Origin of the sequence: Martinezella multihospitum (genome assembly GCF_900094585.1) — a bacterium.
Lineage (GTDB): Bacteria > Pseudomonadota > Alphaproteobacteria > Rhizobiales > Rhizobiaceae > Rhizobium > Rhizobium multihospitium.
The window spans coordinates 852,528-865,290 of the sequence record NZ_FMAG01000001.1; the positions used below are offsets into that span (position 1 = coordinate 852,528).

A 12,763-nucleotide genomic window follows, 5' to 3' on the forward strand; every position below is an offset into this window, starting at 1 on the left:
TTCGCCGAACCATCTGCATTGGAATTGTCAAGGCCGCGTCAAGGCAGGATCAGCCTTTCGTGGGCCGTGTCATCAAAGGCTGAAGCTCGCCTACAAGGCGATGGGATATTTGCCCGCCGCACGAAGCTACTGGAAGATTAGAAGAGAGCATCTGCAAAAAGATCCTCGTCACTGGCTGGCGCCGGAGCGCTTTCGGCCAGAGAGCTCATCGCACCGAAAATGGCACCATGAATCTCGCGTTCGGCCGCCATGGTGTAGATCTTGAAGATGCGCTCGGAAATCGCCGCCACCGGAGCCTCGAGCCCGGTCGTATCGACAAATGCGCTCCGCATACGTCCGGCCTCCTTCGTGCAGGATGCCAAGGTCTCGCCGATCCCGGCGCGGAAGTCCAAACCCTTGATCACATCGGCCACTTGCGAGGTCATGGTCTCGCCGCACCGGCGCAGCTCCTGCGCATTGAGATCCATCGCCGCACCGGCTTCCCCGATGTGGGCAAGCGCCGCGTCTATATGCGTGCCGAGCCCGGAAGAATTTTCCTCTTCGCCGGCCTGTCGCCAGTCCTTGAGGCCGGTCGCCTGTGTTTCGAGCGTGCCGAGGCCGACAAGGATCTTCTCGGCATCTTCATCGAGCAGCGATGCGAACGAGCGCAGCTCGCCGGCAACCACATTGATCGCTCGCCCTTCCTCGCCGAGCTTGCCGCAGCGCAGATTGGTATTGAGGGCCATGTATTGAATGTCGCGCCGCACGAGCTGAATGGTCAGGATGCTCGTGGTCAGCTCCTTGACCATCTCGGATGTCTTCTCGCTGAGCTGTTTGGCGCCGGCTGCAGCGACATCGATGCGATCGACAACGATCCGCGCGGCGGAAAGATCGCCGCGCAGCGAGTTGATCGGGCTTTTGCCATCCTGCCCGCTCTGCGACATCATTGTCCGGTAGAGATCAAGCAACGTGCCGATATCGCCGCTGAAGCTGCGGATATTATCGATGATCTTGGCGGTCTCGCGGTCGAACCCCTTGGCCGTCTCGCCAAGCAATTCGAAAATCAATGTCATTGCCAGCTGCGACAGGCGCTGGCGGTCACTGGCGGAAAGGTCGGCCGGAGCTTCCGAGGCGAGATAGGCCTCAACGATTGCATATGCCGTCTGGCAATGCTCGACCCTCTGCCTGGTAATATCGCCGATCTGCATGGCCGACAGCGTATGGGCAACCTTGTTCTGGATCTTGCGCGCCAAGCCGGCGACGCTATCCGCCAACTCGGAAAGATTGCGGCGCTGAAGCTGGATTTCCTCGGCGTTCGATATGAGGCGCTGGGCGATGGACGGGATGCCGTTCAGATGCTGCCCCAGCGAACCGTCCTCATTTGCCGTGGCGGATTCGATCTGCCCTTCCAGCGAGCGGATCTGCAAGGACAGCGCCTTGACTTCCTTGGTGGCGAATTCGATGCGTTCGACGATCTCGCTGGCGAAACTCGAAAAGTCGGGGATGCGCGCACCTGCTATCTTTGCCGTCGCGGCAAAGGTCCTGAGATAGCGCAGGGTCTCCTCCATCGAGAGGACGTGCTCGGCAAGCCGCTGTCCGGTCTGCCCAATAGCGGCGACGCTCTCCTGGCGCCGCGCTTCGGCAGGCGGCAGTTCATTCAAAAGGTCCACCGTCTGAAGCAGCCGCGCCGTGGCTTCGGTCGCATTCTCCTCCTTCAACGAATTGCCGATATGCTCCAGCAGGCTGACGAGCTTGGCGAGCGCTTCCGTGACCGTGATGAGGACCGCGCCGCCATCCAGGAAGCGCTGTTCGATTTGCAATCGGGCGCTCTCCAAGCGATCGACGAAACTATCCGTCGATGGGATAAATTGCCGGCTTGTCGCTGCATACGCCATACTGTTCGGACCCCGCCCAAGATTATCCCCGGCAAACTAAAGCGAACAAAAAAACATGGAGTTAACGCGGGGAACGAAACAGGGCGCCTGCTTGCAACCGCCCCCTTGCGCTGCCGGGAAAGCCCTGGGCAAGACCCACGTCTTATAACTGCCAATCAGCACGCCTCGCCTTTGTGCAGGCCACCGGCGGCTCTGCTTTTAATTCCACCCGCAAGCAAGCCCGCTCATGCTGATTGAAGATAAAATGAAGATAGCTACCGAGAAATACGCCTGGTCATCCTGCGAGCCTGCCGAGTTACAGGAAAGATTGAAGGGCGCGGATATATCGGTCGTTCTAGAACGAAGGCTGGGCAATCCGAACTTCCACATCGATGTCACGCTGGCCACAATCCGAAGGATGGCGGCTTGGAAGATTTTTTCAAGAACGGGTTATGAAATCCTCTATCTGTTTGATCCCGCCGACCGGATAGAGCTGCACTTCGTCGAAAACGGCGTGTTTCAAGTTGAAACGGAGGACCAGGAGTTCACGGCGGCCGCAGGAACCGCTTTCATGCTGCTGTCTCCTGGCTCGACGAAAATCAAGGCGTCCGCGAATGCCCGCAAGGTTGCGCTTGCCATACCCCGCATTCATTGCCTGCCACTGATCGATATCGGAAAAGACGATCCTGGGTTGTTTTTTCGACGCTTCGCTTTAATGGCCGATATTGACGAGACGGGAATAAGAACGGTTCACCGCATGGCGGCCTTGCTGCTCGAGGCGGATGAGCATCCCTTCGCCGGCTCGCCATTAGGTGCCTCCCTTTTCAAAGAGGCGTTGATTGCGGCCTTCATGCAATCATGGCCGCAATCTATACAAAAGACCGTGATCCAGAGCGCGCGACCACGCAATCTGAAGCGGGCACTGGATTGGATTCAGACCCATCTGGGCGACGAGTTCACGGTACTCGATATTGCAAAAAATGCCGGCCAGAGCGTGCGCAGCCTGCAGATTTCCTTCCAGCAGAACATGGGCATGAATCCCCTGAATTACGTACAGCGCCTCCGGCTGCAGCAAATCCATTACGATCTGCTTCACGGCGATGCCGGCGAAAACATATCCGAGATCGCCACGCGCTGGGGATTTACTCACATGGGATATTTCGCAGCACGTTATCGTGCCATGTATGGTGTATCCCCGTCATCGACGCGCACCAGCCGTCACGACTTCGATGCGGGTGATAAGATTTGATATCAGAAAAACGCAATCCTATCACTTAATCGCAGTTAATTATAAAATCAGCTACAGGTTGAGCATAAGTTTAACACACCGTTAGCCATTTAACGATTTCGTTACCTCAGCCAAGATTCACAATCATTGTGACGCGGCCCTTTCATGAGAAAGGCCTCCAACAATCTTTCAGCCAAAAATCCTGAGTCGATCCGTGGGTGTACCGCGGACGCTCTGCGGGGTAGTTATGCGCGTCTTCGTAATCGATGACAGTCCTTCCGTCGTGGCCACGCTTCGCCGCGTGGTCGAAGCCATCAAGGGCAGCGAGGTATTGTCGTTCCTTCATCCGAGTGATGCCCTCAAGCGGCTCGACGACCGGACGCCGGATCTCATTCTCGTCGACTATATGATGCCCGACATGAACGGCATCGAAGTGATCAGCCATGTGCGTAAGAACGCGCTTACCGCCCATGTGCCGACCATCATGATCACCTCCCGCAAGGAGGCCGACATCCGATTGGCAGCCATGAAAGCGGGTGCCACCGAATTCCTGAACAAGCCGATCGACGAGATGGAGCTGACGCTGCGCGTCCGCAACATTCTCGACATCGGAGAACAGCGGCTGGCGCTAGCCGCCAAGGCCGCGACGCTGCAGCGCGATTTCGACGCTGCGATGCAAAGGATCGAACGACACGAGGAAGAGATCATCTGGCGTCTCTCCAAGGCTATCGCTTGCCGCCACGGCGAAACGGCCGACCATCTGGACCGCGTCGCGATTGTTGCGCGCATGATCGCCGAAGAGGTGGGCCTGGATGCCGGCCAGTGCCGCATGATCTTTCTGGCGAGCGCGCTGCACGATGTTGGCAAGATCGGTCTGCCGGACACCATTCTCTCCAAGCCAGGCCCCCTGAGCCCGGACGAGCGCCGGCAAATGCAGCAGCATGCGGATTTCGGCGCCGAGATCCTCAGTGACAGCTCGAGCGAGCTGATCCAGATCGCACGCAAGATCGCCGAAAGCCATCACGAGAGATGGGATGGTGCGGGCTATCCGAAAGGTCTTTCAGGTACCGCAATCCCGATCGAGGCTCGCATCGTCGCCATAGCCGATGTCTTCGACGCCCTCTGCTCGAAGCGGGCATACAAGGCCGCTTGGCCGATCGCCGACGCATTCCGCGAGATCGTCAACAGCAGCGGCACGCATTTCGATCCGGCCTGCGTCGCAGCCTTCTGCCGCCGCTGGACGGATATCAAGGCTCTCTTCGAGCCCCAGAACAGCGACGACCACGCAACGCCGATTTCCACACTTCAGTTATCCCGAGGTTCGGCATGAGCCAACAGTCAGAAATTCTCCACCTGCATGGGCCGCTGACGATCAAGACGATCACCAATGTCAGAGACATCGTTCAGGTCTATCTGCAGGAAGCAGCTTTGCGCAACCATGCCCTGATCATCGATATCGACAGCGGTGAGGAGATCGACCTCACCCTACCGCAACTGCTTCTCTCCGCACGGCAAACAGCCGCTCGTGCCGGCGTGGCAGTCACATTGAGCAAACCAGCAGACGGCAATTTTCTGACCGTCCTGCAACGTGCAGGTCTCCTTTGCGGCGACCGGCAAAAAGACAGCTTCTGGCTAGAAGGAAAAGCAGCATGAGCGCCAATATTCTCACCGTCGATGACTCCGCCAGCATTCGACTGACCACGCGCATTGCGCTGACCAACGCCGGATATTCCGTCACCGAGGCGGTCGACGGCGCAGACGGCCTCACCAAGTTGAAGTCGGGCAACTTCGATCTCATCGTCACCGACCTCAACATGCCGAACATGGATGGCCTGACGATGATCCGCAGCCTGCGGCAGCTGCCGGCCTACATGGGAACGCCGGTCATCTTCCTGACCACGGAGTCGGACGGCGATCTCAAGCAACAGGCGAAGGCCGCCGGCGCGACGGGATGGCTGACGAAGCCCTTCGACCCTGAAACCCTCATCAAGATCGCGCGCAAGGTTCTCGGCAAATGAACGAACTCGATCCGATCGCCGTTTTCAGGACGGAGGCCGCCGAACAGCTCGAGCTGATCGAAGCCGGCCTCCTCGATCTGATGCGCGATCTGAGCGACCGCGCTCAGATCGATGCGGTCTTCCGGGGCCTCCATACCCTGAAGGGATCGGGCTCGATGTTCGGCTTCGATCAGCTGGCCGCCTTCACCCATCATTGCGAAACCGCTTTCGACCGGGTGCGCAAGGGCGAGGCGCCGGCCACGAAGGAACTGGTGAGCGCCGTTCTCGATGCGCAGGGCCACATGCAGGCGCTTCTGGAAAGCCCGAACGGCGATCACGAGGCCATGAGCTCCGTGCTCCTCGAAAAATTGCGTCAGGCCGTCGGTGCAGCCGGATCGCATGCTCTAACGGCCGCGCCCGTCAGCGTGCCGGCAGCTGCGACGCCTGCCGCGAAAACCGGTGGCTCCAAGGCATGGCATCTGAAATTCAGTCTGCCTGCCAATTCGATGGTCAACGGCACCAATCCGCTCGGGCTGCTGGACGAGTTGCGCGAGCTCGGCGAATGCCGGATCGAAGCCGATACCGACGCGATCCCGCTGCTTGCGGACCTCGAACCGCGCGATCTTCACATCGGCTGGACGGTTCACCTGACGACGGAAAAGCCACGCTCGGATATCGAAGACGTCTTCATCTTCGTCATGGACGACATGGTGATGGAGCTGGAGGGACTTCAGACGCAGACCGAACCGGTCCCGGCACCGGTCGCCACAAAGCCAGAACAGCCGATCGAGGACGAACCATCAAAGGCCGCCGCCCAGCCGATCGATGCGGGCAAGGCTCAGCCTGTCGATGCCAAATCGCAGAAGCAGGCCGACAATGTTCGCGTGCCTGCCCTCCGTCTCGACGAGATGATGGACAGGGTCGGAGAACTGGTGATCGCCCAATCGCGGCTGAGCCAGATGGCGAATTCCGCCGCCGATCTCGGCCTGCGCTCGGTCTCGGAAGAAATCGAGCGGCTCGCCGGCGAATTGCGGGACACGATGATGGTCCTGCGCATGATGCCGGTGGCGAGCCTCTTCAGCCGCTTCCGCCGGCTGGTCCACGATCTCGCCCGTGAAACCGGCAAGGATATCGAACTCGTCACCGAGGGCGAGAGCACCGAGGTCGACAAGACGGTCATCGACCGCCTGGCCGATCCACTCGTTCACCTCGTCCGCAACTCGATAGACCATGGCCTGGAAAACCCGGATGATCGCGTCGCAGCCGGTAAGCCGGTGACTGGCCGGGTCTTCCTTTCGGCGCACCAGACCGGCAGTGAAGTCGTCATCTCCATCAAGGACGATGGCCGCGGCATAGACCGGCAGAGGGTGCGCGCCAAGGCGGAGGCCAACGGCCTGATCCAGCCCGGCGCCCAGCTTTCGGACAAGGAACTGCTGCAGCTGATCTTCCAGCCCGGCTTCTCGACGGCGGAAAAGGTCACCAATCTCTCCGGCCGCGGCGTCGGCATGGACGTGGTCAAGAAGACGATCGAGACGCTGCGCGGGGCGATCGATATCACCAGCGAATTCGGCAAGGGTTCTGAGATCGCGCTACGCATTCCGCTGACGCTTGCCATCATCGACGGCCTCCTCGTTCGTGTCGGCAGCGGGCGCTACGTGATCCCGCTCGCCGCCGTCGAGGAGTGCCTTGAACTTTCGGTCGAACAGGACCTGCGCTCGCGCGGCCGCAGCTTCATCTCGCTGCGTGACAACCTCGTGCCGTTCCTGCGCCTGCGCGAGCTCTTCCGCACCGGCACGGAGCCCGATCCCTATCAGAAGGTGGTGGTGATCTCGACCGGCAGCGAGCGCGTCGGTCTTGTCGTCGATCAGATCATCGGCGACCACCAGACTGTCATCAAGTCGATGTCGAAGCTTCACGACCACGTCTCCACCTTCTCCGGCGCGACCATTCTCGGCGACGGCAACGTGGCCCTGATCCTCGACGTCGTCCATCTCATCACGGCCGGACAGCACCAGGAGGCGCAATTGCGGGCAGCAGGATGATCGACGCAGACGCAAAATCGGACCATCGCGCCGTCTGGAAAGGCGCCGACGAACTTTCGGTCCTCACCTTCAGCCTCAATGGCGAGACTTTCGCCATCGACGCGGTCATCGTTCAGGAAATCCTCGATCTGCTGCCTGAAACCAGCGTTCCCGGCAGCCTGCCCTTCGTCGGCAGCGTCATCAACTTCCGCGGCAAGGTCATTCCGCTTGCCGACATCCGCATCGCCTTCGGCATGGAGGCGGCCAATGTCACCATCGACAGCCGTATCGTCGTCACCGAACTCGAACTGGATGGCGAGACGACCCTGATCGGCATTCGCACCGACAAGGTGCATGAAGTCACCCAGCTTTCACAGGCGGCAAGCGAACCGCCGCCCGTCATCGGCATGCGCTGGCGCCCCGACTACATCCATGCCCTCGTCAAACGCGGCGGCGAATTTATCATCCTGCCGAACCTGCAGGCGATCTTCTCGTCGCAGCGGGCGGTTGCGGTCAGAGCAACAGCATGAATTACCCGGAAAAGGAGGCCATCAGATGCGCTTTACGATCAAGCTCAAACTGCTTCTAACGTTTGCTGTCGTGATCGCCATGCTTCTTGGCACGGCCATCTACAGCATCGCAACCCTCGGCCAGGTCAACGACAACTGGTCCGATACATTGACGGGGCCTGCCGAACGGCTGCGGCTTGCCCAGAATCTCGATATTGCCGTCCTGCAGCAGCTGCGGCAGCAAAAGAACATGCTGTCATCCGCATCGGTCAATGAAACCAAGGACTATATTGCCAAGAGCGACGCTGCGCGTGCGGAGTTCGATACCGACCTTGCGAAGATCCTGGCCAATACCACTGCTCAGGACATGGCATTCTGGACACAGATCAAGGATCTATCCGCCAATTGGCGCAATGCGGACGACCGTATCCGTACAATGATGCTTGCCGGAGACGCTGGCGGCGCGCTGCATATTTCAACGACGGACGCGCGCGACATAAGCACCAAGATCGACAATGTGCTTGCACAGGTCTTCGATTCCGAACGGGCGAGACTGAAACAGGCGGATCAGGATGCCGCCAGCGACTATGCGAATGCCCGCCTGATCCTCATCATCATCGCCTCAACGGCATCGATCCTCGCATTTCTTTCGGCGATCTGGATCATCATCTCGATCAACAAGGGCATCAGCCGCGCAGTCAAGACCGTCCAGACCGTCGCCGACGGCGATCTGACTGAATTCGCCGTGATCACCACCAAGGACGAGATCGGCGAGCTTCTGGGCCACGTCAACTCGATGATCGAACGACTTCGCGGTGTCGTCGCCGATGCGCTGTCGGCCTCCGACAACGTCTCGTCGGGCAGCCAGCAACTGTCGGCCGGTTCCGAACAGCTGTCGCAGGGCGCGACCGAACAGGCCTCATCCGCCGAGGAAGCCTCCGCCTCGATGGAAGAGATGGCCGCCAACATCAAGCAGAATGCCGACAACGCGGCTCAGACCGAAAAGATCGCCCGCCAGTCCGCCAAGGACGCCGAGATCAGCGGCCAGGCCGTCGACCGTGCTGTCAACGCCATGCGCACCATCGCCGAGAAGATCTCGATCGTCCAGGAGATCGCCCGCCAGACCGACCTGCTGGCGCTTAACGCTGCCGTCGAAGCCGCGCGTGCCGGCGAGCATGGCCGCGGCTTTGCCGTCGTCGCCTCGGAAGTGCGCAAGCTGGCAGAACGCAGCCAGGCGGCGGCCGCCGAAATCTCCAGCCTGTCGGGCGAGACCGTGACGGTCGCAACCGAGGCCGGCGACATGCTGTCGCGCCTCGTTCCCGATATCCGCAAGACGGCTGAACTGGTGGCTGAAATCTCGGCCGCCTGCCGTGAACAGGATATCGGTGCATCGCAGATCAACGAGGCGATCCAGCAGCTCGACAAGGTGACGCAGCAGAATGCCGGCGCCTCCGAAGAAATGTCGGCAACGTCAGAGGAGCTCGCAGCCCAGGCCGAGGAACTGCAGGCCTCCATCGCCTTCTTCCGGGTCGATCAGGCCAATGCCCGCAAGGCACAGGCCGCGCATGCTCCGGTCCACCACACCGCCAGCCCAGCCAAGGCCAAACCTGCCGCCAAGGCACCGGCAGCCAGAACTCCGGCCGCACGGTCAGACAACAGCGTCGCCGCGCAGCAGGCTCGTCTCAAGGGTTTTACCCTCGACATGTCCATGGGCGGGCCGGACGCTGATGACAATGATTTTCGCCAGAGCGCCTGAGCGCCTGGCCTGACATCAACAAACATCGGCGCCGGGAGGCGCCGGATCAAAGGCCGGCAAATGCTATTGCAGGCCTCAAGAACCGGTTCCGGTTCGCGGAAGGGTGAATGTATCGGTCTTCGCGCATCAAGACGGCTCCCCGTCTGACTTTTCAATCATCAAACCCTCCATCTCCAGGAGCTTTTCAGAGATGCGCTTTACTATCAAACTCAAACTGGCAATCGCCTTCGGCTTCCTGATCCTCTTGTCGACCGGCATGTCGGTCCTCGCAATCATGAGCCTGTCTTCCCTCAACTCCGCCATCACCGATATTGTCCAGGGGCCGGCCAACAATCTCCGCAACTCCGGCGATCTTTCCAGCGCCGTGCTGGATGCGATCCGCAATGAAAAGAACGCCATCCTCAACACCGATCCGCAGGCGATCGGCGGCTACATCGACGCCGTTCACGAGAAAGAAGTCACGATCGAACAGCTCGTACAGAAGCTTGCGCAAGATCCGGCGATTTCCGACAAGGTTGCCGAGTTTTCCAAGCAGTATCCGGCCTGGAAGCAGATCGACGATCAGATCCTGAAGCTTGCGGCCGAGAATACCGACGAAAGCAACCGCAAGGCTGGCGCTCTCTCCATGGGCGAGGGACGCAAGGCAAGCGACCTGCTCCAGGATGCGCTTGAGACCGTCAACAAGGCAATTCTTAATGATTTGCATCAAACCGATCTGTCGACCAACGACCAATATGCGTCTGCGCGAAATCTGCTGCTGACGTCGCTTGGCATCATGTTCGTGATTTCTACGGCCGTTGCCATCTGGATCGCACTCGGCATCAATCGCGGGCTGAAGAAGATCCAGGCCGTTGCCGAAGGTGTCGCTATCGGTGATCTCAATCAGAACATCGAGATCAAGACCAATGACGAGATCAAGGACCTCGTCAACACCATCAACGTCATGACCGGAAATCTGCGCAACACCGCAACGATCGCCGACCAGATCGCCAATGGCGACCTGACGGTGAAGCCGAAGCCGATGTCGGAGAAGGATACGCTCGGCATGTCGCTGCAGTCGATGGTCGAGCGGCTGCGCGGTGTCGTTGCCGATGCGCTGTCGGCCTCCGACAACGTCTCGTCGGGCAGCCAGCAACTGTCGGCCGGTTCCGAACAACTGTCTCAAGGTGCGACCGAACAGGCTTCATCCGCTGAAGAAGCCTCCGCCTCGATGGAAGAGATGGCCGCCAATATCAAACAGAACGCCGACAATGCGGCTCAGACCGAAAAGATCGCCCGCCAGTCCGCCAAGGACGCCGAGATCAGCGGCCAGGCCGTCGATCGTGCCGTCAACGCCATGCGCACCATCGCCGAGAAGATCTCCATCGTGCAGGAGATCGCCCGCCAGACCGACCTGCTGGCGCTTAACGCTGCCGTCGAAGCCGCGCGTGCCGGCGAGCATGGCCGCGGCTTTGCCGTCGTCGCCTCGGAAGTGCGCAAGCTGGCCGAGCGCAGCCAGGCGGCAGCTGCCGAAATCTCCAGCCTCTCCGGCGAGACCGTCACGGTCGCGACCGAGGCCGGCGACATGCTGTCGCGCCTCGTTCCCGATATCCGCAAGACGGCCGAACTGGTGGCCGAAATCTCGGCTGCCTGCCGCGAGCAGGATATCGGTGCCTCGCAGATCAACGAGGCGATCCAGCAACTCGACAAGGTGACGCAGCAGAATGCCGGCGCCTCCGAAGAAATGTCGGCAACATCGGAAGAACTGGCCGCCCAGGCGGAGGAGCTGCAGGCCTCCATCGCCTTCTTCCGCGTCGATCAGGCCAATGCCCGCAAGGCCCAGGCCGCCCATGCTCCTGTCCATCACACCGCCAGTCCGGCCAAGGCCAAACCTGCCGCCAAGGCACCTGCTGCCAGAGCCCCAGCCGCACGGTCAGACAACAGCGTCGCCGCGCAGCAAGCTCGTCTCAAGGGCTTTACCCTCGACATGTCCATGGGTGGACCCGATGCGGATGATAACGACTTCAGGGAGAGCGCATAAATGGCTGCGACCAGCACCGAAGCGCAATATGTGACGTTCGGTCTCGGCGACGAGTGCTTCGCCGTGCCCGTCACGGTGGTCCGGGAAATCCTGGACCACCAGGATGCCTTTCGCATTCCGCATGGGCCGGACTATCTGCTCGGCCTGCGTGACGTCCGCGGCCAGGGCGTACCGGTCATCGATCTGCGTCTGCGCCTGGGCATGTCGCCCACGACGAAGACGCCGCATACGCGCATCCTCGTGATCGACATCCCGATCGCCGACAAGATCCTGACGCTCGGTCTCGTCGCCGATCGCGTCTTCGAAGTCACGTCCTTCAAGCATGAATCGATCGAAAGCGCCCCCGATATCGGGGTGCGCTGGCCATCCGAATATATAGCCGGCGTCGTGCGCCGCGACGGCGGGTTCGTTGTCATCATCGATCTCGCAAAACTCTTCTCATCGACCGACAAGGTGTCGCTGATGGGTGTGGGGATGGGCCAGAGAGCCTCCGAATTGGCCGCTGTTTGAGTAGGGCGTAAAGTGGCGTTGCAGGATGTAAGAGACTACGGAGACCAGGGGCTGAGCCGGCGGAACTTCGACCAGCTTGCCCGCTATATCTACGACTATAGCGGCATCAAGATGCCTCCGGGCAAGCGCACGATGCTGGAAGGACGATTGCGGCGCCGGTTGCGGGCAACCGGAATCGGCGACCTCGATGATTACTGCGACTATCTGTTCAAGCGCGGCGGCATCGATCGCGAAGCGATCCACCTGATCGACGCGGTCACGACCAACAAGACGGACTTTTTCCGGGAACCGAAGCATTTCGAGCATCTCGAAAGTGCCGCCGTTCCCGAGCTGCTTGCAGCGGGACACAGCCGCCTCAGGATCTGGAGTGCAGCCTGTTCCGTCGGCGCAGAGCCCTACACGATCGCCATGGTCATGGAGGACTATCGCGAAGTCCACGGCGCGCCCGAGTACAGCATCCTTGCGACCGATCTGTCGACCGATGTTCTCCGAGCGGCGCGCAGGGGCGTCTATCCCGCCGGGATGATCGATCCCGTCGATCGGCCGCGGCGTTTGCGCTATGTCATGGAAGCGCGCGACCCGGAGCGCGGCGAAGTTCGCATTCACCCCAAACTGCGCTCAAGGATCGGCTTCGGCCGTCTCAATCTCATGGATCGCGTCTATGAGATCGGCGACAAGGTTCATATCGTCTTCTGCCGCAACGTGCTGATCTATTTCGACAAGCCGACGCAGGAGAAGGTTCTTTCCAGGCTTTGCGAGAAGCTGGTAACGGGCGGCTTCCTCTATGTCGGCCATTCCGAGACGATCAGTGGGCTCAATCTGCCGGTCAAGCAGGTCGCCAACACGGTCTTCAGAAAGGTCTGACGCCC

Annotated in this window: 11 protein-coding genes; 10 read left to right on the forward strand and 1 reads right to left on the reverse strand. The window is 60.3% G+C overall.

Annotation, left to right across the window (positions count from 1 at the left end):
- Window positions 1-137: 137 nt before the first annotated feature.
- A complete protein-coding gene (locus tag GA0061103_RS03840; RefSeq protein WP_092707234.1) occupies window positions 138-1,799 on the reverse strand; it encodes a hypothetical protein in 1,662 nt (553 codons plus the stop codon).
- 301 nt (window positions 1,800-2,100) lie between these two features.
- On the opposite strand from GA0061103_RS03840, the gene GA0061103_RS03845 reads away from it, so the two are divergent.
- The 10 genes from GA0061103_RS03845 (at window position 2,101) to GA0061103_RS03890 (ending at window position 12,758) form a co-directional block, all read left to right on the forward strand.
- Window positions 2,101-3,102 (forward strand): helix-turn-helix transcriptional regulator, encoded by a 1,002-nt coding sequence (locus GA0061103_RS03845; protein WP_092707236.1) that lies wholly within the window; start codon window positions 2,101-2,103, stop codon window positions 3,100-3,102.
- A gap of 226 nt (window positions 3,103-3,328) precedes the next feature.
- Window positions 3,329-4,411 (forward strand): HD-GYP domain-containing protein, encoded by a 1,083-nt coding sequence (locus GA0061103_RS03850; RefSeq protein ID WP_092707238.1) that lies wholly within the window; start codon window positions 3,329-3,331, stop codon window positions 4,409-4,411.
- A complete protein-coding gene (locus GA0061103_RS03855; RefSeq protein ID WP_092707240.1) occupies window positions 4,408-4,734 on the forward strand; it encodes an STAS domain-containing protein in 327 nt (108 codons plus the stop codon). Before GA0061103_RS03850 ends, GA0061103_RS03855 begins: the two co-directional genes overlap by 4 nt.
- Window positions 4,731-5,099 (forward strand): response regulator, encoded by a 369-nt coding sequence (locus GA0061103_RS03860; protein WP_047631891.1) that lies wholly within the window; start codon window positions 4,731-4,733, stop codon window positions 5,097-5,099. The genes GA0061103_RS03855 and GA0061103_RS03860 overlap by 4 nt, the downstream gene beginning before the upstream one ends.
- A complete protein-coding gene (locus GA0061103_RS03865; protein WP_092707242.1) occupies window positions 5,096-7,120 on the forward strand; it encodes a chemotaxis protein CheA in 2,025 nt (674 codons plus the stop codon). The genes GA0061103_RS03860 and GA0061103_RS03865 overlap by 4 nt, the downstream gene beginning before the upstream one ends.
- Complete coding sequence (locus tag GA0061103_RS03870) at window positions 7,117-7,629, forward strand: chemotaxis protein CheW (RefSeq protein WP_092707244.1); 513 nt, start codon at window positions 7,117-7,119, stop codon at window positions 7,627-7,629. The genes GA0061103_RS03865 and GA0061103_RS03870 overlap by 4 nt, the downstream gene beginning before the upstream one ends.
- A gap of 25 nt (window positions 7,630-7,654) precedes the next feature.
- Window positions 7,655-9,364 (forward strand): methyl-accepting chemotaxis protein, encoded by a 1,710-nt coding sequence (locus GA0061103_RS03875; protein WP_092707246.1) that lies wholly within the window; start codon window positions 7,655-7,657, stop codon window positions 9,362-9,364.
- 190 nt (window positions 9,365-9,554) lie between these two features.
- A complete protein-coding gene (locus tag GA0061103_RS03880) occupies window positions 9,555-11,384 on the forward strand; it encodes a methyl-accepting chemotaxis protein (protein WP_092707248.1) in 1,830 nt (609 codons plus the stop codon).
- Window positions 11,385-11,894 (forward strand): chemotaxis protein CheW, encoded by a 510-nt coding sequence (locus GA0061103_RS03885; protein ID WP_092707250.1) that lies wholly within the window; start codon window positions 11,385-11,387, stop codon window positions 11,892-11,894.
- A gap of 12 nt (window positions 11,895-11,906) precedes the next feature.
- Window positions 11,907-12,758, forward strand: a complete 852-nt coding sequence (locus GA0061103_RS03890) for a CheR family methyltransferase (RefSeq protein ID WP_245304646.1) — start codon at window positions 11,907-11,909, stop codon at window positions 12,756-12,758.
- Window positions 12,759-12,763: the final 5 nt, after the last annotated feature.

Bases quoted from the DNA above. Each gene is read 5' to 3' on its own strand.
- GA0061103_RS03880 (WP_092707248.1), top strand. From the start codon at position 9,555: ATGCGCTTTACTATCAAACTCAAACTGGCAATCGCCTTCGGCTTCCTG.
- GA0061103_RS03865 (WP_092707242.1), top strand. From the start codon at position 5,096: ATGAACGAACTCGATCCGATCGCCGTTTTCAGGACGGAGGCCGCCGAA.
- GA0061103_RS03870 (WP_092707244.1), top strand. From the start codon at position 7,117: ATGATCGACGCAGACGCAAAATCGGACCATCGCGCCGTCTGGAAAGGC.
- GA0061103_RS03875 (WP_092707246.1), top strand. From the start codon at position 7,655: ATGCGCTTTACGATCAAGCTCAAACTGCTTCTAACGTTTGCTGTCGTG.
- GA0061103_RS03860 (WP_047631891.1), top strand. From the start codon at position 4,731: ATGAGCGCCAATATTCTCACCGTCGATGACTCCGCCAGCATTCGACTG.
- GA0061103_RS03850 (WP_092707238.1), top strand. From the start codon at position 3,329: ATGCGCGTCTTCGTAATCGATGACAGTCCTTCCGTCGTGGCCACGCTT.
- GA0061103_RS03855 (WP_092707240.1), top strand. From the start codon at position 4,408: ATGAGCCAACAGTCAGAAATTCTCCACCTGCATGGGCCGCTGACGATC.
- GA0061103_RS03885 (WP_092707250.1), top strand. From the start codon at position 11,385: ATGGCTGCGACCAGCACCGAAGCGCAATATGTGACGTTCGGTCTCGGC.
- GA0061103_RS03845 (WP_092707236.1), top strand. From the start codon at position 2,101: ATGCTGATTGAAGATAAAATGAAGATAGCTACCGAGAAATACGCCTGG.